Source organism: Spirosoma arcticum (genome assembly GCF_054779955.1).
This window is the reverse complement of sequence record NZ_BAAGXG010000007.1, coordinates 371,046-394,155: the sequence shown is the minus strand read 5'-3', so window position 1 is coordinate 394,155 and position 23,110 is coordinate 371,046. Positions and strand designations below refer to the sequence as shown.

Sequence of the window (23,110 nt, the reverse complement as noted above, 5' to 3'; positions counted from 1 at the left end):
AGGTAATCAGCTCGGCTTCAACAAGATCAATATGCTTTTCTTTGCGGCTCATGCCGCTAAAATAGTTGATCTATTCTAAATTTGCCTAATTACTTACAAGCTCCGGCGTTGGGGCTGCTTCACACTTTTTCCGATGGCAATCAGGTCTTCGGGTGTGTGCAGGCCAATGATTTTTTTCAGGACCCGGCCGTCGCTGTCGATGTAGAGCATGGTTGGATACGCTTCGAGTGGGTAAAGTTGCGACAGGGCCGGGCCTTCGCCTTTCTCCATGTCCATTTTTACGTTGATAAACCGCGCGTTGTACAGATCACCAACTGCTTTTTGAGTGAATACTTTTTTCTGAAGCGTTTTGCAGGGGCCGCACCAACTCGCATACGCATCTAAGAAGATGATTTTCTTTTCAGCTTTTGCCTTTTTCAAAATGTCCTTCCAGGCAGCGTCGGTAAATTGAATGCCGTTATCGTCGCCTTTTGTTGTTGGTTTTATGTCGCCAAAGGGAACCGCCTGAGTTGATGCAGTGGTGAATCCAACAAAGAGAATTGTCAGTAGCCAAATTGCTTTTTTCATGAGTAAACCGGCTTACCGGTGATCTTGTAGTTTTAGAGCTATAACGTATTGATAAGCCGCTTTCGTTTCTTAGCCCGGCAAGTTAGTCAACGGCTTCACGATTCACAATGGGCAGACGTGCGCCATTCTCCCGAATCTTTCCGACCTTTGCACCCGCTTTAGCCAACCATACCATGCCTGTTAAGCAAGCCGAATTTATCGTCAGCAACGCCGACCCTGCTCTTTGCCCGCGTCCCGACCGGCCTGAGTACGCCTTCATTGGCCGTTCTAACGTGGGGAAGTCATCGCTGATTAACATGCTTACCGGGCGTCATTCACTGGCCAAAATATCGGGAAAACCGGGGAAAACGCAACTTATTAACCACTTCATCATCGACAACGAATGGTATTTGGTTGATTTGCCTGGTTACGGTTATGCACAGGTGAGCAAAACTGAACGAGAAAAATTTGCGGATCTCATCAACGGCTACCTCACCAGCCGCCCTAATCTGCTTTGCATTTTCGTGCTGGTTGACTCGCGTATTCCTCCGCAAAAGATTGATCTCGACTTCATGACCAACCTCAGCGAACGGGGCCTTCCGTTCGTCATTGCCTTTACTAAAACCGAAAAACTCGGTCCAACCAAACTCCAGGCCATGCTCGACGTGTATCAGGCAACGCTGCTCGAAACGTGGGAGGAGATTCCGCAGTGGTTTATTACGTCGGCTATTACGGCAACCGGCCGCGAGGAGATTCTGGACTTCATCGGGCCGCTGAATGAAGGATTCAAGAAAAGAGCGAAAGAGTAAATGAGTGAAAGAGCGAAAACTGAAGTAGCCAGTTCGCTCTTTCACTCATTTACTCTTTCGCTTCTTAAAAGAGCAATACGTCGGCCAAAACAGGCGTTACCAATTTACTGAATTACCTATGGAAGCATTGAAACAGATTGCCAATATTGCGGGCTACAGTGGTCTATACCGAATTTTGAAACCTAGCCGAAATGGCGTTATCGTTGAATCGCTGGACGAAAAAAAGGCCAAAACCATGATGGGTCCAACGGCCCGCGTGTCGGTATTGAACGACATTTCGATTTATGTCGATGCTGAAGAGCAGTCCAAGCCGCTCGGTGATGTGCTGCTGGCCGTCAACGAAAAATACGGTGAAACGCTGACCGTCGATCCCAAAGGCTCGAACAACGAACTGGCCGATTTTATGGCCTCGGTCGTGCCCGATTATGACCGCGACCGCGTTCGACCTACCGATATAAAGAAGCTCATTGTCTGGTATGGTATCCTGCGTCAGTACGCACCAGAAGCGTTTGAAACAGCAGCTGACGATACTGTAGAACCAGCGGAAGAATTAACAAGCGACGCGCCGGTAGCTGACACGTTGGTTGATGAAGTGCCCAGCAAGCCGAAAGACGAAACGCCCGCCGACGCTTCCTCACCCGCCTAAAGTTTTTATTTTCAGTGAGAACGGAAAAGTCGCGATGACCTTTGGTTTCGCGGCTTTTTAGTATTTATCAGTTGGTCAGTTACCAATTACTCACTAACTGACCAACTCACTAACTGGATTAGTCGACCGTACTCAATTTCACTGTGTTGGTTCGGCGGGACTGCGTCAGGGGCATACTGAGCGTGTTGATGAAAATGTCGCCCGACGCTAATTTACCCTGTCCAATCAACGTCAGCTTGATATTATCAACAGTTTGGTCTACGGTCAGTTCCGGGTTTGGCTCGTAGGGCAACACCTGAACGCCCCAGTACAATCCCAGCGTATTGCGTAGTTGGGCGTCGTTCGAAAACACAAATAAATCAGCTTTGGGGCGGTGGTGCGACAGCCGAACGGCCGTGTAACCCGAGTTGGTGATGCCAATTACGGCTTTTGCTCTGGTGTCGCGGGCCAGTCGGCAGGCACTCATCACCACGTTGTCGTTGATGGCGTTTTCAGTTGGCTGCTCATTCACCTGCGCATGGTAGCGGTAATAAATTTTGTCGGTAGTGGTTTCAACCTGCCGGATGGTGTTGGCCATCGCTTCGACGGCTAAGATCGGGTATTTGCCCGACGCGGTTTCGGCGCTGAGCATCACGGCGTCGGCCCCGTCCATGACGGAGTTGGCAATGTCGTTGATTTCAGCGCGGGTAGGACGGGGGGCGTCGATCATACTTTCGAGCATCTGCGTGGCAACGATCACGGGCTTGGCCGCCCGGTTGCACTTCTCTACGAGCATTTTCTGAATCATGGGCACCTCTTCGGCGGGTAGTTCGACGCCGAGGTCGCCCCGCGCCACCATCAGCCCGTCGGTAGCGGCAATGATTTCGTCGATGTTAACGATGGCTTCGGGTTTTTCAATTTTAGCGATCACCCGGCATTTTTTGCCTTTCGATTTAATGTATTCTTTAATTTCGAGAATTTCGGAGGCTTCGCGCACGAACGACAGCGCAATCCATTCGGCGTCGTGCTCAAGCCCAAATTCGAGGTCAGCCCAGTCTTTCTCGGTTACGGCGGGCATGGATACCCTTGTGTTGGGCAGGTTGACGCCCTTCTTGGATTTCATCAGTCCGCCATAAACAACTTCCGTAACGACGTCGGTGCCTTCTTTGCCCGTTACCCGCACTTCGAGTTTACCATCGTCCATCAGAATGCGTTCGCCTGGATGCACATCGCGGTACATATCTTTATAGGGCGTACTGACGCGTTCGGCCGTACCGACGATGTCGTCGTTGGTGAATATGAGCTGGTTGCCCGCTTCCAGCAGCACCCCGTCTTTCTCGGCCACGTTACCAATTCTGATCTTGGGTCCTTGTAAATCCTGAAGGACGCACAGGTTCAGGTTAAATTCTTTATTGATTTCACGGATACGGGTGAGCCGCATCAGATGGTCTTCGTGGGTGCCGTGGGAGAAATTAAGCCGAAAGACGTTCACGCCCGCTTTGGCTAATGCCAGCAATTGCTCTTTCGTTTCGGAAGCCGGGCCAATGGTGGCCACGATCTTGGTTTTCTTGGACATGAGGGACGGGAAAAATTGGGCAAATGGCTATAGCCGGTGCAAAAATAACCGGCACGCCAAATAAACAGCGGTGTTCATGGAAAATTCACGGGGTATTAGTTAAACCCATCGCCAACCTGTTTTTTTGCGGCTACAAAAAGGTAAATGGCTGACGTGTCTGGTATGCAACTTAAAGACCTTCTCTACAAAATTCCGTTGCTGGCTACGTCCGGTAATATGGATACCGACGTCACAAACCTGACGATGGATTCGCGCAGCGCAGGACCTGGCAGTTTGTTTGTGGCCGTGCGCGGTACCGTCACCGATGGACACAGCTATATCGAAGCGGCCGTTCGGCAGGGTACAACGGCGGTTTTGTGTGAGGAGATACCTGAAAATAGGGCTAACGATGTCGCCTACGTGCAGGTGCAGGACTCGGCGCGGGCTATGGGATTGGTAGCAGCCAACTTCTACAGTCAGCCGTCGCAAAAGCTCAAACTTATCGGTGTGACGGGCACCAACGGCAAAACCTCGGTCGCGACGCTGCTGTTTCGCCTGTTTCGAATGCTCGGCTACCGCTGTGGGCTGCTCTCGACGGTGCAGAATCAGATTAACGATCAGGTCATTGCGGCTACGCACACCACGCCCGACGCTATTACGACCAACCAATTACTCGTTCAGATGCTGGCAAAGGGCTGTTCGCACGTGTTCATGGAGGTTAGTTCGCACGCGGTTGTGCAGGAGCGGATCGCGGGGCTGACGTTTGCGGGGGGCATTTTCACCAACATCACCCACGACCACCTCGATTTTCACGGCACGTTCGATAACTACATCCGGGCCAAAAAAGGATTCTTCGACCAACTCCCGGCGTCGGCTTTCGCGCTGACTAACGTGGACGATAAACGCGGCTTAGTTATGCTTCAGAATACGCCCGCCCGCAAGGAAAGCTACTCTATTCAAACGCTGGCGACCTTCAAAGGCAAGATCATTGCCGACAGTTTGTTTGGCCTGAACATGCTCGTGGACGGGCAGGAGGTGTGGTTCAAACTCATTGGCCGCTTCAATGGCTATAACCTGCTCAGCGTGTATGGCGCGGCCGTGTTGCTGGGCGAAGAACCCGCCGAGGTGCTCACGCTGCTGTCGGGTATTACGCCCCCGCCGGGTCGTTTCGAGCAGGTCGTTTCCGACAATCGGATCGTTGGCATTGTCGATTATGCCCACACGCCCGACGCCCTGCAAAATGTGCTTGAGACTATCAACGGACTGCGGCAGGCCGATGAGCAGGACCGGATGCCGCAGGTGATTACGGTCGTTGGCTGCGGGGGCAACCGCGACGCGGCCAAGCGACCCATTATGGCCGACATTGCGTGCCGGTTCAGCGACCGCGTGATGCTGACTTCGGATAACCCCCGTCATGAAGATCCGATGGTTATTCTGGAGCAGATGCAGGCCGGAGTCTCGCCCGTCGACGTTAAAAAAACGCTGGTAATCGAAGACCGGCGCGAAGCTATTCAGCGAGCGGTGTTGATGGCGCGGCCCAACGACATTATTCTGGTGGCAGGCAAAGGCCACGAGACCTACCAAGACGTTAAGGGCATTAAGTCCAGCTTTGACGACCGGGCAGTATTGCGGGAAGCGTTTTTGACAAGCAAAAGAGTGAAAGAATGACAGAGCGAATACTTTTGCGTAAACATCGTTCTTTCACTCCTGTTCTCTGCATCAACCAATACGCCGGTGCGGGTTTGATTTCGCTCATTCACTCTTTCGCTTTCTACTAATGCTCTATTACCTGTTCCAGTTTCTTGACGAACGCTACAACTTCCCCGGTGCGGGAGTTTTTCAATACATTTCATTCCGGGCACTCGGGGCGGTCGTGACCTCACTTTTAGTAGCGGCTATCTTCGGTCGGCGGATTATCGACCGGCTTCGCGCGCTTCAGATTGGCGAATCTATCCGTGATCTTGGGCTGGAAGGGCAAATGCAAAAGCGCGGTACGCCAACCATGGGCGGGTTCATCATCCTGGCGTCGTTGCTGATTCCGGCGCTGCTCTTTGCCAAACTATCCAACGTCTACGTCATTCTGGCGCTCGTCTCGACCGTTTGGACGGGCTTGATTGGGTTCTTGGACGACTACATCAAAGTCTTCAAGAAAAACAAAGAAGGGCTGGCGGGCAAATTTAAAGTCGTCGGGCAAGTCGGACTGGGGCTAATTGTCGGGCTGACTCTGTATTTTAATGAGTACGTTAAAATTCGGGTTTACGCGCCCCGCCTGCTCAACACGTCGACCGTGCCGGATGTGTATACCGACATAAAATCGACGCTAACGACGGTGCCGTTCATTAAAAACAACGACTTCGATTACAGTTCGCTGCTGTTTGGGGTTCTGCCCGACAGCTACACCTGGATTGTATACGTACTGGTTTGTATTTTCATTATCACTGCCGTCTCGAACGGGGCCAACATCACCGACGGCATCGACGGGCTGGCGGCTGGTACGTCGGTCATTATCGGTCTGACAATCGCCGTGCTGGCTTATCTGTCGAACAACAAGGTTTTCTCGCAGTACCTTAACATCATGTACATTCCTAATGCAGGCGAGCTGGTAATTTTCTGTGCCGCTTTCGTGGGGGCTTGCGTGGGATTTTTGTGGTACAATTCCTACCCGGCGCAGGTATTCATGGGAGACACGGGTAGCCTGATGCTGGGGGGCGTTATCGCCGTGCTGTCGCTGGCGATTCGCAAGGAACTGCTGATTCCGGTCATGTGCGGTATTTTTCTGATCGAGTTGGTGTCGGTCATTATGCAGGTTAGCTACTTTAAATACACCAAACGCAAGTACGGTGAGGGCAGGCGAATTTTCCTGATGTCGCCCCTGCACCACCATTTTCAGAAAAAAGGTTACCACGAAGCCAAACTCGTTACGCGCTTCTGGATCATCGGGATCATTCTGGCCGTGCTGACGCTGGCCACGCTAAAGCTGCGGTAACTGTAGTGCCTAATTTTTAGTAACTTAGATGACCGAACGTAAGAAGGCTTTATTGCTGCACCGGCAAGGATTGGTAACAATACTTGATTTTTACAACAAGCGTCGCACTGAGGAAGGACCCATCGAGCAAATCGTGAGTGCAACCGATCAGTTACTGGAATTACTACTGGAAATCGACAAGCAAATACGGGAAGAAGATGAACAAGCAACAGATGAGTGAGCAGATTCAGCGTGAACTGGCTGAGTATCAGACATTGACAAATGAGGATGAAAAAGTTCTTTTCTGGGAGCGCGTTCGTGCTTCGGATGCGCGGCTAAGTAAAGAAGATCGTTCACTTATCAATCAAGTCATTGCCGACGATGTCGAACAGATAAAACTACGAGTACTTGATTTGAAAAAGCGGGTCGATGATGAAATGTTAGTTGTAAAGTCGTAATCCCTGCGCCGACCTTACCTGCCCAAATTCCTGCCATACCGTTGCTTTTCAGGCGCATACCCCCTATATTTGCACTCCCGTTTGAGGATGGGTGCGTTTTTGCGCAGATAAAAAAGTGAAAATCAACTAATTAGTCTCCTTAATATAGTGAACACGCTCAGTTACAAAACCATCTCTGCCAACAAGGAAACGGTGCAGAAGGAATGGGTTGTGGTTGACGCACAGGGCGAAGTGCTTGGTCGGTTAGCCAGCCAGATTGCAGCCCTGATTCGCGGCAAACACAAAACCAACTTCACCCCGCACGTTGATTGCGGAGACAATGTGATCGTCATCAACGCCGACAAGATTCGCTTCACCGGCAAGAAAATGACTGACAAGATTTACGTCCGCCACACGGGATACCCCGGCGGTCAGCGCTTTACCACGCCCCGCGAGATGCTCGACAAGCACCCTGAGCGCGTTATCGAACATGCCGTGAAAGGAATGTTACCCAAGAACCGGCTCGGTCGGCGGTTGTTTACCAACCTGCACGTTTATACGGGAGACAATCACCCCCACGCGGCTCAGCAACCCACTGTTGTTAAATTTTAAGTCCCAGACGAATGGATCGTATTAATACCATTGGCCGCCGTAAAACTGCCATCTCCCGCATCTACATGTCGGCGGGCAGCGGGGCCATCACGGTAAACGGAAAAGACTACAAACAGTATTTCCCAACGGAAGTCCTGCAGATCATCTTGAACCAGCCTTTCTCGACCATCAACGGTGTGGGTGGCTACGACGTAAAAGTCAACGTTCGCGGGGGTGGGGTTGCCGGTCAGGCCGAAGCCACGCGTATGGCCATTGCCCGTGCGCTGGTTGAAATGAACGCTGAGTTCCGTCCGGCCCTCAAGAAAGAAGGATTCCTGACGCGGGATTCGCGGATGGTCGAACGCAAAAAATACGGCCGCGCGAAAGCCCGTCGGCGGTTCCAGTTCTCGAAACGCTAATCTTTATCAATGTGTAATGCACAATGGAGAATGAATAATGTCACCTAACCCCATTATTCATTTTACATTAATCATTATTCATTAAAATAGTCCAGACCGCGCTTAGATGATGCCGATGCGGGGTGCTGCATACTTGTTCATTCAAAATTTTGCATTATTCATTTTTCAAAAATGGCACAAATCGAATATAAAGACCTCCTCGACGCGGGTGTGCATTTTGGCCACCTTACGCGCAAGTGGGACCCCCGGATGGCTCCGTATATTTTCATGGAAAAGAACGGCATCCACATCATCGACCTCAACAAAACGCTGGCCTCGCTGGACGAAGCCGCCAACGCGCTCAAAGGTATTGTTCGCTCTGGCCGGAAAGTGATGTTCGTAGCCACGAAGAAACAGGCACAGGAGATCGTTTCGGAAGAAGCACGTCGCCTGAAAATGCCGTACGTCACCGACCGCTGGCAGGGTGGAATGCTGACGAACTTCGCCACGATCCGCAAGTCGCTGAAGAAAATGCAAACGCTGGACAAAATGCTGAAAGACGAGGAGACCGTCAAAAGCATTGCCAAGCGGGAGCGTTTGACCCGGAGCCGCGACAAAGAGAAGTTAGAGCGCGTTTTAGGCGGTATTGCCGACCTGACGCGTTTACCGGCCGCTCTGTTTGTGGTCGACGTGAAGCGCGAGCACATTGCTGTTTCCGAAGCACACCGCTTAGGTATCCCTGTGTTTGCCATGTGCGACACGAACTCGAATCCCGAAGAGGTTGATTTTGCTATTCCAGCCAACGATGACGCTTACAAGTCGATTGCGTTAATTACACTCGCCATCGGCAAGGCCATTGAAGAAGGCCTGATGGAGCGGAAGCAGGATAAAGACGATCAGCGCGTTCAGGAAGAGGAGGAAGCCAAGCGCGGGGTAGACCTTGTTCAATCCCGTGCCGAAGACGAAGCGAAGCTTGATGAACAGCCTGAAGCGACCGGCTCACCAGCCGCCGTTGCTGAAGATGAACAAGCGTAGTATTCGGTTTGTAGTTTGAGGGTTTTTGGCTGACGCGCAAAGGCGTTAGCCAACCACAAACCCTCAAATTACAAACCAGATTGATAGCCCGTAGCAACTGCTATGGGCTATTGTTTGATCGAGAAAATTTAACAACTGAAAACAGGTACAAACATGACAATTACTGCTGCTGATGTAAACAAACTTCGGCAAGAGACCGGAGCGGGCATGATGGACTGTAAGAAAGCCCTGACCGAAGCCGATGGTGATTTTGAAAAAGCAAAAGAGGTGCTGCGGAAGCAGGGCCAGAAAATAGCCGACAAACGGGCTGACAATGCAACGGCCGAAGGTATCGTGCTGGCGCACGTAAGCGAAGACGGAAAGAGCGGTAAGGTGATTGCACTCGCCTGCGAAACGGAGCCAGTATCAAAAGTGGCTGATTTTCAAAATATGGCGATGGCTGTCATGAGCACCGCCGTTGCCAGCAATGCCACCGATAAAGCGACATTGCTGGCAACACCCCAGGCCGATGGTCGTACCCTCCAGGACCACGTCACCGACCTGATTGGCAAAATCGGCGAAAAAGTTGAAGTGGCTTCGTTCGAGACGGTGTCCGGCGACAAAGTTGTTTCTTACATACACTCGAATGGCAAATTAGGCGTTCTGGTTGGCTTGACGAACACGAATGGCTCCGACGTAACGGAAGTAGGCCGGGACATCGCCATGCAAATTGCGGCCATGAAGCCCGTTGCGCTGGACAAGGACGGCGTTGATGCAACCATCGTAGAGCGCGAGATTGAGATTGGTAAAGAGCAGGCCCGCCAAGAAGGGAAACCCGAAGCGATGCTCGAAAAAATTGCCCTGGGTAAGCTCAATAAATTCTACAAAGAGAACACACTGCTGAACCAAGAGTTTGTTAAAGATAACTCGATGACGATTGCGCAGTTATTGAATAAAACCAGTAAAGGTCTGACAGTGTCTGCGTTCAAACGGGTTTCAATTGGATAAATCGATGTAAGTAACCTACCGCTCAGTAAATACCCGGCCTTACAGTCGGGTATTTTTATTTTGTTTAAATCGGCAACAATTATATGTTCGTACATTTAACATATAGGATCACAGTTAATGGTTTTGTCGAATATACTTTATTATGCAGAATTTTACTGACGAAGAGTTAGTCAGCCACTACCTCGAAACACGGCAAAACGACTATTTCGAACAACTCTACACCCGTTATTGTAATAAGGTCCACCGGAAGTGCCTGTCGTTTACAAAAGATACCATGCAGGCCGAAGATTTAACCCAGGACATATTCGTACGCCTGATCGCTAAATTAGACGGGTATAAGAGACAAGCTAAATTCTCTACCTGGCTCTATTCGGTCACCCGCAACTATTGTGCAGATCAGATAAAGTTACCTTACCATCGTAAAGAGGTGACGTCGGATGGAAACTGGGAAGGTTTAATCAGCCCCGTTGATGACTCCGCCGAACGGGAGGAGACGGAAGCCCGGTCGATTCAGTTTGCAATGAGTAAGCTGAGCATAGATGAGCAGGGGATACTACGTCAGAAGTATCAAAGTGAATTGACTATAAAAGAGTTGGCAACTTATTACTCAGTAAGTGAGAGTGCCGTGAAAATGCGGTTGAAACGGTCGCGGGATCATTTGCGCTATCATTACCAGCAAATACTCGCTCAGTAGCATAAACTGCGATAGTGTTTCCATAGACAGTAAACGTCCTTAATTTTACCAAAAGCCTGACCAGATCGTCAGGCTTTTTGCTTGCTTACAAAAACTGCAGCGCTTTACCGTTACTTTCTTCTTTATTTGAGTCTTATTGGCCGCTACTCCATCACATGAATAATTTCTCGGACGAAGAATTAGTCAACTTGTATATCGAAACGCAGCAGAATGCCTATTTCGAGCGGTTATACGAGCGCTATTGCGATAAAGTCTACCGAAAATGCCTGTCATTTACAAAGGACCCCGTTCGGGCTGAAGACCTGACGCACGACGTCTTTTTGAAGTTAGTGGTCAAACTGGGTAGTTTTCGGGGACAGGCTAAGTTCTCGACCTGGTTGTATTCAATAACGTATAACTACTGCACCGATCAGTTGCGATCTGCCCATGTGCACCGGGAAATGTACATGAACGAAGGCTGGGAGCGTCTGGATATCAAGGCCGATGAGGACAAGGAACTGACTGAACTTGCTGAGCTGGAATCTCAACAATTACAACGGGCGTTGGAGCAGCTCCCCGCCGATGAGCAAGCAATGCTTCTGATGAAATATCAGGACGACATAAGCATTCGTGAGATAGCCCAGTTCAATGGAATGACCGAAAGCGCCGTGAAGATGCGCCTGAAACGGTCACGCGACAAACTACGCAAATATTACCTCGAAGGTGCCGTGTTCTGGCTGTTACTCGCTATCAAGGCTGCTTTATCGTTCCGATGGCCCTTTCGATGACACAAACCTATGGAATCAACTAACCCGTTTAAACAACTGGAACCGGACGTTCCCTGTCCGCCTAATCTGAAAGGCGAAATTGTGTCGGAGATTGACCTGATCAGGAACTCGCTGCAAGTTGTCGAGGTGTATGCGTACGACATTTTTTCGGTTTTTGTCACTTTCATCAGCGAACTGATTCCCAACGAAGAAAACCGGCTTTGATTCTCGGTACACCCTATGAACAATTTACCCAACCTACAGGAAATTCTGACCAATATCGTCACTGGTCTCATCAATCAGTTAGTTAACTTCATTCCCCGGCTTATTACCGCCCTTGTTATCCTGATAGTGGGCTTACTTATCGCCAAACTTATCCGGACGATAATTAAAACGGTGCTGAGTAAAATTGGTGTTGATAAAGTTGGCGAAAAACTGAATGAAATTGACTTCGTCAAAAAGCTGAACACCGACATAAAGATCAGTTCGATACTGGCGCAGGTGATTTATTTTTTTATCGCACTTGTTTTTGCCACGGCGGCTGCTGAGATGCTGGGCGTAGCTGCCCTCACCGATCTAATGCTGGGAATCACCAACTTAATTCCTAAGCTCATAGTGGCCGGTGTGATGCTGATTGTCGGGCTGTTTATCTCCGAAGGCCTGAAGCAGTTTGTCATTAGTATCTGCAACTCATTCAACATCAGCGCGGGCCGGATGCTGGGAACGCTCGTGTTTTTCTTTTTCCTGATTATTTCGCTGATTAACGCCCTTCGTCAGGCAGGTTTGAATACGGGGCTGCTCGAATCCAGTTTCAACCTGATTATTGGTGGTGTCATCTTTGCCTTTGCCGTCGGGTATGGGATTGCCTCCCGCGATGTGATGGCCAACATGTTATCGTCTTTCTACTCCAAAAACAAGTACCAAGAGGGACAAACCATTCAGATTGATGATACGAAGGGGCAGATTTTAAAAATTGACAGCACATCGCTGACGCTGCAAACTGGCGAGACAACGACTGTTTTTCCACTTCAGGTTCTGCAAACGAAAAAAGTGGAGGTGTTTTAATTAAGTGAATGCTTTTCAAAAGGTTGGCTATTTTCCCCCATACATTATGAAAAGAATTGTGTGTATAGTGCTTTGCTGGAATAGTTTCAGTACTCTGCTGGCGCAGGATTCGACAGTAGTCACCAACTTTAAAGATACGGTTGCCGTCAAACCCGATACGTCATACTGGCAACGGTCGTTCAGCGGGGGTATTAACTTCAACCAAGCGTCGTTTAGCAACTGGACGGGTGGGGGCGTTAACTCGGTAGCACTGGGAGCAGTCATTGCCGCACGGGGTTTGTACGAGAAAGACAAGTGGTCGTGGGACAACACGGCCGACCTACAGTTGGGTTTTGTCACGCAAGGCGGCACGACCCGGAAAGCGGCCGACCAGATCCTGCTAAATTCAGTGGCTGGGTATAAAATCGCGCCGAAATTCGATTTGTTCGGGTCTGCTACATTCACGTCATTCTTTGCAACAGGCTATCGGTATGAAGGACTTGGCACGGGCCAGACTCAGTTTAAAGTATCTAATTTTCTGGCACTGGGGCAGTTGACGTTTGCCTGGGGTGTCGCCTACAAACCGACTGACTGGTTTGCGGTACGTATCAGCCCATTCGCACCCCGCTTCACGTTCCTGAGCGATCAGGGCGTTCGTTTCAGCGAAAACGCGGCCGGTATTCCCGTGCGAAATCCTGACGCAACCGCCTATGGCGTGGAACCGGGCAAACGGGTGCGGACCGAGTGGCTGGCTCTTCAGCTACAGGCTGCCCTAACCCGTAACCTGAGCGAGAACGTCAGCATCAATGCCAAGTACCTCATGTATGCCAATTATCAAACGCTCGACGCCATCGACCACCGCATCGACCTGATTCTAACGGCTAAAGTGAGCCGATACTTAAGCACGACGTTTGGCGTGATTGCCCTGTTCGACAAGGACTTTATCGACGTTTGGCAGCTTCAACAAACGCTGGCCATTGGGCTGGTGTATAACGTGAGCACGTTTCGCAAAAAATAACGGGTCACGCTTTGTTCGTGTCTGGTGCCTGTTTAGTTACCACATGCCTTTCAAAGCTTACCCACATCTTACCCAAATGTATTTTCTTACTTAAACCAAACCATTTTTATGTTGAATGAATTTAAAGCCTTCATTGCCCAAGGAAATGTACTCGACCTGGCCGTTGGCATCATCATTGGTGCCGCGTTTACTAAAATCGTAAACTCGTTGGTTGAGGACATTCTCAATCCAATCATCGGACTGGCGCTGGGCGGAGTAGATCTTACCCAATGGAGGGTGGTGCTGAAAGAGGCCGTTGGCACGGCACCCGAAGTAGCCATTCGTTATGGTAATTTTCTGAACAACATCATTCAGTTTCTGATTGTTGCGTGGGTAATTTTTCTGCTTGTGAAAGCCGCTAACCGCGCTCGCCTGTCGAATTCCCTGGCTCCCAAAGAATAAACCAGATTGCAGAAAGTTATCGAGAAAAGCTCTGGCTCATGGTCGGGGCTTCTTTATTTATGCGTTATTTTGCGATGACACCGGTTGACAATGGCAGCGACAATAGTAATTCTTGGCGGGGGCGAAAGTGGCGTAGGCGCGGCTTTGCTGGCACAAGCCAAAGGCTACGACGTCTTCCTCTCCGACAAAGGAACGTTGACTGACACCTACCGGACAACGTTACAGGCCGCCGGTATTCCGTTTGAAGAACGACAGCATACTGAAGAGCAGATTCTGGCGGCAACCGAAGTAATCAAAAGTCCGGGTATTTCGGAAACGGTGCCGCTGGTTCAGCAACTCCGGGCGCAGGGTACGTCGGTCATCTCCGAAATTGAGTTTGCCGCCCGCCACACAAAAGCCAAACTTATTGGCATAACGGGTAGCAACGGAAAAACAACGACTACGCTATTAATTTACCACCTACTCAAAACAGCGGGCTTGAATGTGGGGCTGGCGGGTAATATAGGCCATAGCTTTGCCGAACAGGTTATCGACGACACATTCGATTATTTTGCCCTCGAACTAAGCAGTTTTCAATTGGATGATCTGTACGACACGCACCTCGACGTAATGGTGTTGCTCAACATAACGCCCGACCACCTCGACCGGTACGAGTACAATTTTCAGCAGTACATAAACTCTAAATTCCGGATTCTGCAAAACGCCCGGCCTACCGACGACTTCATTTATTTCGCCGAAAGTGGGCCGATCCGCGATGAGCTGGCAACGCGAAATCCGACCGTGAATCGCCTGCCCATTTCGCTCGAAACCACCGTTTCAGAAGGAGCATACTTTACTGGCGGGCAGCTATGGGCTAACAACCGGGGACAGACTTTTCAACTACCACAAACCGAAACCCCGTTGCGCGGCCCGCATAACGCCATTAACATGCTGGCGGCCGTGCTGGCGGCTCAATCCGTAGGCGTCTCGAGCGAAGCGATTATTGAAGGGTTGAAGACGTTTGAGAACGCTCCCCATCGGCTCGAACCGGCCGGAATAATAAATGGCGTTCAGTTTATCAACGACTCAAAAGCAACCAACGTCGATTCGGTGTTCTACGCCCTGTCGAGCATGGACGCCCCCGTCATCTGGATAGCCGGGGGCCAGGATAAAGGCAACGATTACGCCCAGCTTGATGAACTGGTGCGCCAGAAAGTAAAGGCGCTCATTTGTTTAGGCGTCGACAACCACAAATTAGTCAATTACTTTGGTGGCATTCCATCAACTATACGTGAAACGCAGGATATTCGGGAGGCCGTAGCTATGGGGCTGATATTGGGTCAGCCGGGCGATGTGGTGCTGCTGTCACCCGCCTGCGCGAGTTTTGACCTGTTCAAAAACTACGAGGACCGGGGCAATCAGTTCAAGGAAGCCCTTAGAAACCTAATGATGAATGATGAATAATGAATGCGCAGCTACCGCATTCATCATTCATCATTCATCATTCATCATTAGAAATCATGTTCCTGCGCAACTGGATTCAAACGCATTTGAAAGGCGACCGCCAAATCTGGTGGATCGTGCTGTACTTATCCATCATGAGTGTGCTGGTTGTGTACAGCGCAGTAGGCACGAAAGCCTTTCGTGAACTCGATGGTAACACCGAGGCTTTCCTGTTTAAGCACGGCTCATTGCTGCTGCTGGGATTAGCCTGCACGTATTTCGCCCACCGAATCAACTACGTTTATTACGCCCGGTTGTCGAAGTTTGGGCTGTGGCTGTCGATTCCGTTGCTGCTGTGGGCATTTTTTAAGGGAACGAACCTGAACGATGCGTCGCGCTGGGTCACGATCCCGATTATCAATCAAACGTTTCAACCGTCAGATCTGGCTAAACTGGCTCTGATCTCAAATCTGGCGGCCATGCTGGCTAAACGGCAGCGGATCATGAGCGATCCCAGTGTGCTGTTCAATCTGATTATCTGGATTGGTCTCATCTGTTCGCTCATCATTCTCTCTAACACGTCGACGGCGTTGCTACTGGCCGCAACCTGCTTCCTGCTGATGTACATTGGTCGGGTACCAGTGCGGTACTTAGCTTACATGATTGGGGTTTGCGTGTTGTTCGGCGGTATGGCGTTGATGGTGGGCCAGCGCTTTGGCACGGCTACCAATCGGGTGAAAAGTTTCATGGACTCCGACACGATTCTGTACCAGGTTGAGCAGTCTTACATTGCCTTAGCCAACGGCGGCTTGCAGGGACAGGGACCGGGCAACAGCCACCAGCGAAATACCTTGCCGAACCCTTTCTCCGATTTTATCTACGCCATTATCGTTGAAGAGTACGGGTTGCTGTTCGGTGGTATTCCCGTGGTGCTGGCGTATATTCTGTTTCTTTGGCGAGGCATGAAAACCCTCCAGAAAGCGACCCGGCCCTTTGGTGGACTGTTGTCGGCAGGATTAACATTCAGCATTGTTTTTCAGGCGTTTGCCAGTATCTGTGTCGCCATTGGTCTGGCTCCGGTAACCGGGCAACCGTTACCGCTGCTCAGTATGGGCGGCACATCGCTAATATTCACCGGCTTAGCCATTGGAATTGTATTAAGCGTTAGTCGCGACGAGGTGGATGAAAGTAAGATTTAAGTTCGTGGTTTGTGGTTTGTAGTTAGCTGACGCGTATGCAATGCGTCAGCTAACTACAAACCACAAACTACAAACCATAAACTGAATGAATGTAATCATCAGCGGAGGAGGAACTGGCGGGCACATCTACCCGGCTATTGCCATTGCCAATGAGTTGAAGGTGCTGGACCCGGCTACCGAGATTCTGTTCGTTGGCGCTGAGGGCAAGATGGAGATGGAAAAAGTGCCCAGAGCAGGCTACAAAATCGTTGGCCTTCCGGTGGTAGGTATCAAACGCGAACTAAGCCTGTCCAACCTGTCTTTCCCCCTCAAACTGGGGCTGAGCTTCCTGAAAGCGCAGGGCATTGTGCGTGACTTCCGGCCCAATGCCGCTGTGGGCGTGGGCGGCTACGCCAGTGGCCCCTTGCTGCTGGCCGCGTCGCTCCGGGGTATTCCAACGCTCATTCAGGAACAGAACTCCTACGCGGGGCTGACCAATAAAGTGCTGGCCCGCTGGGCTACCCGCATCTGCGTGGCGTATCCAAGAATGGACGCGTTCTTTCCGGCCGACAAAATCAAATTAACCGGCAATCCCGTCCGCAGCGATATTCAATTTGCCGATCAGCAGGTGGAGGCCGGGCAGACGTTTTTCGGATTAGAGTCCAGCCGACCCACGCTCTTGATTATTGGCGGCAGTCAGGGTGCGCGAACGCTGAATGAGAGCTTAGAAATGGGTCTGAAGCGGTTTGTGGATGCGGGCGTTCAGGTGATCTGGCAAACTGGCCCTGCGTTTATCGAGCGGGCGCGAACGGCCGTAGCCGCCGTCGGTTCCCCGTTGATAAAGGCGTATGATTTCATTTACGATATGGACAAAGCCTACGCCGTTGCCGATGTTGTGGTGTCGCGGGCGGGGGCATTGTCCGTTTCAGAACTGTGTTTGGTAGGCCGTCCCGCCATTCTGGTCCCGTTTCCAGCCGCTACGGAAGATCATCAGACCAAAAATGCAATGAGCTTAGTCGACCGTGACGCGGCTATTTTAGTGCGTGACCAGGACGCCCGCAACGAACTCATAACGATTGCGCTGAACCTACTTGATAATGGCCCGCAGCAGCAACGGCTAAGCACACAAATCAAAGCATTAGCGAAACCCGATGCCGCCCGCGACATTGCGCAAGAGGTACTGAAATTAGGTCAGTAACAGCATCCTGCTGTTACCCCAAAATGCGCAAAATAGAAACGTAACAGCCAAAGGCTGGCACTGACCGACTATGACGTTAGATCAATTCAAACACATTTACTTTCTGGGCATCGGCGGCATTGGTATGAGCGCCCTGGCCCGCTGGTTTGGGGTGAACGGCTATGCGGTTGCGGGGTATGACAAAACGCCCACTGCCCTGACCGACGCGCTGCAAGCCGAGGGCATGGCCATTCACTTTAGGGACGATGTAACCCATATTCCGGCTCAGTTCCGCCAAAATCCCGACCAGACACTCGTCATTTATACCCCCGCCGTACCCAAAACCCACGCCGAATACATTTATTTTACCGAAGCGGGGTTTGTGCTGCAAAAGCGGTCGCAGGTGCTGGGCCTGCTGGCCGGGCAGATGCGAACGGTAGCCGTAGCCGGTACGCACGGCAAAACAACCACCTCATCGATGGTGGCGCACATCCTGCGCGATGCGGGCGTTAACTGTGCCGCTTTTTTGGGGGGCATCACCAACAACTACGGCACCAACTTCCTGCTCAACGAACCCGCTCAGGACCTGCGGTCGGTGGTGTGCGTGGTCGAAGCCGACGAGTTCGACCGGTCGTTTCTGACGCTGTTTCCCCAAATTGCTATTGTGACCTCGACCGATGCCGATCACCTCGACATCTACGGTGCTCACGATGCCGTTCTGGAATCGTTCGGTTTGTTCGTCAGTCAAATTGAGCCGGGGGGCGTTCTGTTCATGAAAAAAGGATTGGCACTGGCCGGGCAAACAAAAGCCGTCGTTCGGGAGTATGCGTTGCAGGAAGGGGACTTCTACAGTCGAAACCTGCGCATTGAGGACGCCACGTTTGTTTTTGACTTAGTGTATGGAAATGACACCGTTGCTGATATAAAATTAGCCGTTCCTGGATTTCATAATGTAGAAAATGCCGTGGTAGCGGGAGCCGTTGCCCTCGAACTTGGGGTATCGCCAACCGCCATTCGGTCGGCCCTGAACAGCTACCGGGGGGTGCGTCGTCGGTTTGAGTACGTGCTTAAAACGGACCGTGCCGTGCTAATCGACGATTACGCGCACCACCCGGCGGAGGTAACGGCCTTTCTGTCGTCGGTAAAAGCACTGTATCCCGACCGGGAACTGACAGCAATCTTTCAGCCTCACTTGTTCAGCCGGACGCGCGACTTCGCCGATGGCTTCGCCGAAAGTCTTTCTCTTGCCGACCATGTGTTGCTGCTGGATATCTACCCGGCCCGCGAATTACCCATGGAAGGCGTTACTTCAGAATTAATTTTCAGGTCTATTAAATCAAAAACAAAGCAGCAGTGTACCAGAGCTGAACTACCCGGCGTTGTGCGAAAAATGAGGCCTTCGTTGCTTGTAACCATTGGAGCGGGCGATATTGACCAACTGCTTCCAACATTAAAAGACGCATTAAAATACCAATAGATAAAAATATCTGTACATTCACTCAGCTTATTTACGGATGTTCTCTACCTTTAAATTAATCAGAAACTGGCTGTTCGCGATTGGTGGGCTATTTGGCTTGTTAAGTCTGATTGCTTTCACCGAAATACGCCACGGTCAGAAGCGGGTTCGGGCGGTAGTCGTCCGGCTCAGTCAGGTGGACGGACACCAGTTTTTGACGAAGCGCGATGTGTCGGGGTATCTGACCAACGAAGGTGCCGACCCAGTTATCGGTAAGGCCTACACGGAGGTGGATTTTCGTCGGCTCGAAACGCGGTTACGCCAGCATGGCTTAGTGCAAACGTGTCAGGTATCGCGTGACTTGTCGGGTAATTTACTCGTCACAATCGAGCAGCCGCGTCCGGTGGCCCGGCTGCTTGCTTCGGGCGATGGCGTGCGGTCGGTAAAAGGGCAATATGTGGGTGAAAAAGGAGTATTTTTTCCAATTTCGATGAATTATTCGGCTCGGGTTCCGATTCTGACGGGTCGTTATTTTGCGGTAAACCGGTCGCTGGCGAGTGCCCGCAATCAACCGTTGCTGACGCTGCTGAAACAGATTCAGGACGATCCGTTCTGGCGGGCGCAAATTACCGAGTTGTCGGTTGATGAGCAGGGAGATGTGACCATGTGGCCCCAGTTAGGCAACCATCGGATCGAGTTTGGGCCACCGGTCGATCTGGAGGCTAAGTTTAGGAAGTTGAAACTGTTTTATACGGACGTTTTACCGGCGAAAAATTGGAGCCGATACAGCCGGGTGAGCGTCCAATATCGAAATCAAATCGTGTGCGAATGACGACTGTAGGAGTTGACGATAAAATTGTGGTTGGTTTAGACATCGGCAGCACGAAAGTGTGTGCGGTGGCGGGCCGGGTGGTCCGAAATAGCAAGGATCAGGAAACGCTCGAAGTGCTGGGCGTGGGCGAAACGCAACTGACCGACGGCGTTGCCAAAGGGTCCGTTGTCAACGTTAATAACACGGTCAATGCCATCCGGCGGGCCGTGACGGAAGCGGCAAATCAGTCGAATACGAACATTCATTTAGTCAACGTCAGCTTCAGCGGATCGCACGTGCTGTCGATCAAAGCGAGCGGTAATATCACGCGCTCGTCGTCGGGCGATGAGGTGCAGATCGAAGACATTGACCAGTTGGTGAGCGATATGTACCGAAATCGCTCGTCCATCCCGGCCGACAAGGAGATTGTGCACGCCCTGCCCATGGATTTCGTGGTCGACAATGAAACCAATGTACAGCAGCCCGTTGGTCGAAACGGCGTTAAACTGGGGGCTGATTTTCAATTGATTACGGCTCAGTCGAACGCGACCCGTAACGTCCGTAAGTGCATTGACCGCAACAACTTACAGCAGGAAACTATGATGCTGTCGGCCCTGGCATCCGGGTTGGCCGTACTAACCGACGAAGAAAAATACGCGGGGGTTACCATTGTGGATATTGGCGGTGGCACGACCGAAATGGCCATCTATTACCGCAACGTTCTGCGGCACGTGGCCGTGTTTCCGTGGGCGGGTAATAGCCTGACGGCTGACATTCAGGCGGGGTGTAAAATCCTGCCGAATCAGGCCGAGCAGTTGAAAAAACGGTTTGGCAGTGCTAATCCCGCCGAGTTTAACCTCAACGTTGTTGTGGCAGTGCCAGGATTGAGCAACCGCAAGCCCAAAGATGTATTGTTGAAAAACGTGGCGCTCATTATGGAGGACCGCCTGCGCGAAATAGCTGCTTTAGTGCAGGCTGAAATTATTCGGTCGGGCTACGAAGGTAAACTGCTGGGTGGCCTGGTGCTGACGGGTGGAACGGCCCTCGTTCCGGGAGTGGAGCAGATTTTTGGGCGCGTAACGGGCGTAGAAGAGGTACGCGTAGGGTATCCTGAGCACCTCGAACCCAATGGCCGCGCCGACTTAGTGGGCGACCCGGCCTACGCCACGGCCGTGGGACTGGTTTGGGCCGGTTACAAGACCATCGACAACCGGATATCATTCATCAGCGACCCCACCCGCACTACCGTTGACGAAGGCCAAAGCCCACCGGTTACTCGTCCGGCCTACAGCCCACCGGCATCGGGTACCCGCCATAAAACCCCTGAAAAAGAACCCGAAGAAAACGGATTAATGGGATGGCTCCGGCGTGTAACCAAACCCATTCGCGGCAATGAAACCGACCCTTATTAATGACCCGTGAGGGGAGACCGGCCCCGTGCCGGTTTACTTGCATTTAGACGTTATTGGACAACAAACAGACATCACAGACTTACACAATGCTTAGTCAGGGCTACCGATTCGAGGTACAGGATAAAAATCCAATTATAATTAAGGTTGTCGGTGTGGGTGGCATGGGCGGCAATGCCGTCAAGCACATGCACAACATGCAGATGAAGGATGTGGACTTCGCCGTCTGCAACACCGACCGGCAGGCCCTGATGAGCAACCCCGTGCCTAACAAGCTTCAGTTGGGCGATGGATTAGGGGCAGGCACCGAAGCCAAAGCGGGTGAGGATGCCGCCCGCGCCAGCATCGACGAGATTCGGGATCTGCTGGCTCCACCTACCAAAATGGTGTTTATTACGGCCGGTATGGGCGGTGGTACCGGCACCGGGGCGGCCCCGGTCGTGGCAGAGGTAGCCCGCGAAATGGGATTGCTGACCGTGGCCGTTGTAACGGCCCCGTACTGGTACGAAGGCACGGACAAAAAAGAGCAGGCCCGCGAAGGTATTGAGAAACTAAAGAAGAGCTGCGATACAGTGCTGGTTGTGCTAAACGACAAATTAGCCGAACTGTATAGTGAGTTGACATGGACGGAAGCCTACGCCCACGCCGACGACGTGCTGGCCAATGCCGTGAAAAGCATTGCCGAAATTATTACGACGCAGGGTGACATCAACGCTGACTTTGCCGACGTCAAAAAAGTACTCGAGCAGGCGGGTCAATCGGTGATGGGATCGGCCGAGGCTGCGGGTGAAGACCGTGCACTTCGGGCCATTGAAGCTGCCCTGAACTCTCCGCTGCTCAACGACCACGACATTCGGGGCGCCAAACGCATCCTGCTCACGATTTCGTCGAGCAAGGAGCACGCTATGCTGTTGAAAGAACAGATGTCCATTTCGGAACACGTCGCCAAAAAAATTCAGGCCGAAGCCCGGATGTTTAAATTTGGTGCCATCACCGACGAAGGACTGAAGGACAGCCTACGGGTTACGATCATTGCGGCCGGCTTTGACGGAACCAGCACGTTGATGGATCAACTCAAACGAACGATCGATCCAGAAGACAACGTGGACATTGGCTTATCAATAGACTTGCCGAAGGATGAGCTCAGTGAGGAAGAGCCGACCGATGAACCGGTACTGGATGGCGTTGATACCCTGCCGGATGGGATAACGGATCAGGTTCAGGAAAAGGAAACAACCATGACCGGTCCCAGTAGCAACATTACGATTATCCGGCCGGATTCGACGCCAGGCTCGGGCGTGCGGCCAGAGCCAACGGACGACGGCGATACGCTGGTTATGGACTATGAGGAGCGCCCCAGCGACATGGACTTAATCAGGCGCACGGTAGAAGCCTTCGTTAAGGCACCTCACATACCGGCGGAACTTGACCGACCGACGTTTGAGCGAAACAAAACGCTGCTCTATGCGCTGCCGATGCTTCCCGAACAAGAATTTGTTCGCTCTCGGCTAAACGATTAGTTACAGAACCTGATAGGTACTACGCAAATAAGAAGGGGCTTTCATTACGAAAGCCCCTTCTTATTTGCGTAGTAAGCTTCATAGAATCATGTACGCTGCGATAACTTCGATTGGCGTCATATCCGGTCTGCCCCAACCAAAGGAACATGTCTATGAGTACAGTTGAATTTTGCAGGTTGATGAATTTAAAGGGGAGGTAGCTAACAAAAATAACGTTACTGTCCCGTAAATCTTACACGCCGTTTA

The 23,110-nt window shown here is 51.4% G+C and carries 25 protein-coding genes; 23 read left to right on the top strand and 2 right to left on the bottom strand.

All coding sequences use genetic code 11. From position 1 onward, the window contains the following. Positions 1-93: 93 nt before the first annotated feature. Positions 94-567: a thioredoxin family protein gene (locus ACYVHB_RS18450; RefSeq protein WP_461053245.1), complete on the bottom strand. Its 474-nt coding sequence runs from the start codon at positions 565-567 to the stop codon at positions 94-96. Between the two features lie 173 nt (positions 568-740). Between ACYVHB_RS18450 and yihA the strand changes: the two genes are divergently transcribed. Continuing rightward, positions 741-1,355 carry a ribosome biogenesis GTP-binding protein YihA/YsxC gene (yihA, locus tag ACYVHB_RS18445; protein WP_461053244.1) on the top strand — a complete coding sequence of 205 codons (615 nt, stop codon included), beginning with the start codon at positions 741-743 and terminating at the stop codon, positions 1,353-1,355. Between the two features lie 118 nt (positions 1,356-1,473). Then, complete coding sequence (locus ACYVHB_RS18440) at positions 1,474-2,001, top strand: DUF5606 family protein (RefSeq protein WP_461053243.1); 528 nt, start codon at positions 1,474-1,476, stop codon at positions 1,999-2,001. Between the two features lie 118 nt (positions 2,002-2,119). Here the strand turns inward: ACYVHB_RS18440 and pyk are convergent, their stop codons facing one another. Further along, complete coding sequence (gene pyk / locus ACYVHB_RS18435) at positions 2,120-3,556, bottom strand: pyruvate kinase (RefSeq protein WP_461053242.1); 1,437 nt, start codon at positions 3,554-3,556, stop codon at positions 2,120-2,122. A gap of 162 nt (positions 3,557-3,718) precedes the next feature. Here pyk and ACYVHB_RS18430 point away from each other — a divergent pair, with 162 nt between their 5' ends. The 21 genes from ACYVHB_RS18430 to ftsZ all read left to right on the top strand — a co-directional run bounded on the left by ACYVHB_RS18430 (position 3,719) and on the right by ftsZ (position 22,864). Further along, complete coding sequence (locus ACYVHB_RS18430; protein ID WP_461053254.1) at positions 3,719-5,203, top strand: UDP-N-acetylmuramoyl-L-alanyl-D-glutamate--2,6-diaminopimelate ligase; 1,485 nt, start codon at positions 3,719-3,721, stop codon at positions 5,201-5,203. A 109-nt stretch (positions 5,204-5,312) separates the two neighbouring features. Next, a complete protein-coding gene (gene mraY / locus ACYVHB_RS18425; protein WP_461053241.1) occupies positions 5,313-6,521 on the top strand; it encodes a phospho-N-acetylmuramoyl-pentapeptide-transferase in 1,209 nt (402 codons plus the stop codon). A 28-nt stretch (positions 6,522-6,549) separates the two neighbouring features. Continuing rightward, a complete protein-coding gene (locus tag ACYVHB_RS18420) occupies positions 6,550-6,741 on the top strand; it encodes a hypothetical protein (protein ID WP_461053240.1) in 192 nt (63 codons plus the stop codon). Continuing rightward, positions 6,719-6,958: a hypothetical protein gene (locus ACYVHB_RS18415; RefSeq protein WP_461053239.1), complete on the top strand. Its 240-nt coding sequence runs from the start codon at positions 6,719-6,721 to the stop codon at positions 6,956-6,958. The genes ACYVHB_RS18420 and ACYVHB_RS18415 overlap by 23 nt, the downstream gene beginning before the upstream one ends. 147 nt (positions 6,959-7,105) lie before the next feature. Next, positions 7,106-7,549, top strand: a complete 444-nt coding sequence (rplM, locus tag ACYVHB_RS18410; RefSeq protein WP_461053238.1) for a 50S ribosomal protein L13 — start codon at positions 7,106-7,108, stop codon at positions 7,547-7,549. An 11-nt stretch (positions 7,550-7,560) separates the two neighbouring features. Beyond that, positions 7,561-7,947: a 30S ribosomal protein S9 gene (gene rpsI / locus ACYVHB_RS18405; protein WP_461053237.1), complete on the top strand. Its 387-nt coding sequence runs from the start codon at positions 7,561-7,563 to the stop codon at positions 7,945-7,947. Positions 7,948-8,118: 171 nt separating this feature from the next. After that, a complete protein-coding gene (gene rpsB / locus ACYVHB_RS18400) occupies positions 8,119-8,961 on the top strand; it encodes a 30S ribosomal protein S2 (RefSeq protein ID WP_461053236.1) in 843 nt (280 codons plus the stop codon). 153 nt (positions 8,962-9,114) lie between these two features. Continuing rightward, complete coding sequence (tsf, locus tag ACYVHB_RS18395; protein WP_461053235.1) at positions 9,115-9,948, top strand: translation elongation factor Ts; 834 nt, start codon at positions 9,115-9,117, stop codon at positions 9,946-9,948. Between the two features lie 142 nt (positions 9,949-10,090). Then, positions 10,091-10,642, top strand: a complete 552-nt coding sequence (locus tag ACYVHB_RS18390; RefSeq protein ID WP_461053234.1) for an RNA polymerase sigma factor — start codon at positions 10,091-10,093, stop codon at positions 10,640-10,642. Positions 10,643-10,797: 155 nt separating this feature from the next. Beyond that, positions 10,798-11,409: an RNA polymerase sigma factor gene (locus ACYVHB_RS18385; RefSeq protein WP_461053233.1), complete on the top strand. Its 612-nt coding sequence runs from the start codon at positions 10,798-10,800 to the stop codon at positions 11,407-11,409. A 9-nt stretch (positions 11,410-11,418) separates the two neighbouring features. Beyond that, a complete protein-coding gene (locus tag ACYVHB_RS18380) occupies positions 11,419-11,613 on the top strand; it encodes a hypothetical protein (protein ID WP_461053232.1) in 195 nt (64 codons plus the stop codon). Positions 11,614-11,628: 15 nt separating this feature from the next. Further along, complete coding sequence (locus tag ACYVHB_RS18375) at positions 11,629-12,453, top strand: mechanosensitive ion channel family protein (protein ID WP_461053231.1); 825 nt, start codon at positions 11,629-11,631, stop codon at positions 12,451-12,453. Between the two features lie 46 nt (positions 12,454-12,499). Further along, a complete protein-coding gene (locus ACYVHB_RS18370) occupies positions 12,500-13,450 on the top strand; it encodes a DUF3078 domain-containing protein (RefSeq protein ID WP_461053230.1) in 951 nt (316 codons plus the stop codon). Positions 13,451-13,558: 108 nt separating this feature from the next. Then, a complete protein-coding gene (gene mscL / locus ACYVHB_RS18365; protein WP_461053229.1) occupies positions 13,559-13,891 on the top strand; it encodes a large conductance mechanosensitive channel protein MscL in 333 nt (110 codons plus the stop codon). Positions 13,892-13,981: 90 nt separating this feature from the next. Further along, complete coding sequence (gene murD / locus ACYVHB_RS18360; protein WP_461053228.1) at positions 13,982-15,334, top strand: UDP-N-acetylmuramoyl-L-alanine--D-glutamate ligase; 1,353 nt, start codon at positions 13,982-13,984, stop codon at positions 15,332-15,334. Between the two features lie 56 nt (positions 15,335-15,390). Continuing rightward, positions 15,391-16,512 (top strand): FtsW/RodA/SpoVE family cell cycle protein, encoded by a 1,122-nt coding sequence (locus tag ACYVHB_RS18355; protein ID WP_461053253.1) that lies wholly within the window; start codon positions 15,391-15,393, stop codon positions 16,510-16,512. Positions 16,513-16,597: 85 nt separating this feature from the next. Continuing rightward, positions 16,598-17,689, top strand: a complete 1,092-nt coding sequence (murG, locus tag ACYVHB_RS18350; RefSeq protein ID WP_461053227.1) for an undecaprenyldiphospho-muramoylpentapeptide beta-N-acetylglucosaminyltransferase — start codon at positions 16,598-16,600, stop codon at positions 17,687-17,689. Between the two features lie 70 nt (positions 17,690-17,759). Next, entirely contained in the window at positions 17,760-19,145 is a 1,386-nt protein-coding gene (murC, locus tag ACYVHB_RS18345; RefSeq protein ID WP_461053226.1) for a UDP-N-acetylmuramate--L-alanine ligase, read from the top strand. Between the two features lie 37 nt (positions 19,146-19,182). Further along, positions 19,183-19,956 (top strand): cell division protein FtsQ/DivIB, encoded by a 774-nt coding sequence (locus ACYVHB_RS18340; protein ID WP_461053225.1) that lies wholly within the window; start codon positions 19,183-19,185, stop codon positions 19,954-19,956. Continuing rightward, positions 19,953-21,347 (top strand): cell division protein FtsA, encoded by a 1,395-nt coding sequence (gene ftsA, locus ACYVHB_RS18335; protein ID WP_461053224.1) that lies wholly within the window; start codon positions 19,953-19,955, stop codon positions 21,345-21,347. Before ACYVHB_RS18340 ends, ftsA begins: the two co-directional genes overlap by 4 nt. A gap of 86 nt (positions 21,348-21,433) precedes the next feature. Further along, a complete protein-coding gene (gene ftsZ / locus ACYVHB_RS18330) occupies positions 21,434-22,864 on the top strand; it encodes a cell division protein FtsZ (RefSeq protein WP_461053223.1) in 1,431 nt (476 codons plus the stop codon). Positions 22,865-23,110: the final 246 nt, after the last annotated feature.